1 pseudogene is annotated in these 218 nt (G+C 69.3%); it reads left to right on the top strand.

Going from position 1 to position 218, the window contains the following annotated elements:
- Window positions 1-218: pseudogene (locus tag GT030_RS07530) on the top strand (1,4-alpha-glucan branching enzyme); the annotation flags it as partial.

Genomic DNA, 218 nt, shown 5'->3' with positions numbered 1-218 from the left:
GCCAACGCGGTCTACTGGTGCGAGGAGTTCCACATCGACGGGCTCCGCGTGGACGCCGTGGCCTCGATGCTCTACCTGGACTACTCGCGTGACTCCGGGCAGTGGGCGCCGAACGTCTTCGGCGGGCGCGAGGACCTGGACGCGGTCGCCTTCCTCCAGGAGATGAACGCCACCGTCTACCGGCGCTGCCCCGGCGTGGTCACCATCGCCGAGGAGTC

Source organism: Streptomyces sp. SID1328 (genome assembly GCF_009865595.1).
Taxonomy (GTDB): Bacteria; Actinomycetota; Actinomycetes; order Streptomycetales; family Streptomycetaceae; genus Streptomyces; species Streptomyces griseoluteus.
The sequence above is the reverse complement of the archived record's forward strand: the minus strand, read 5'-3'. Positions and strand labels throughout refer to the sequence as shown.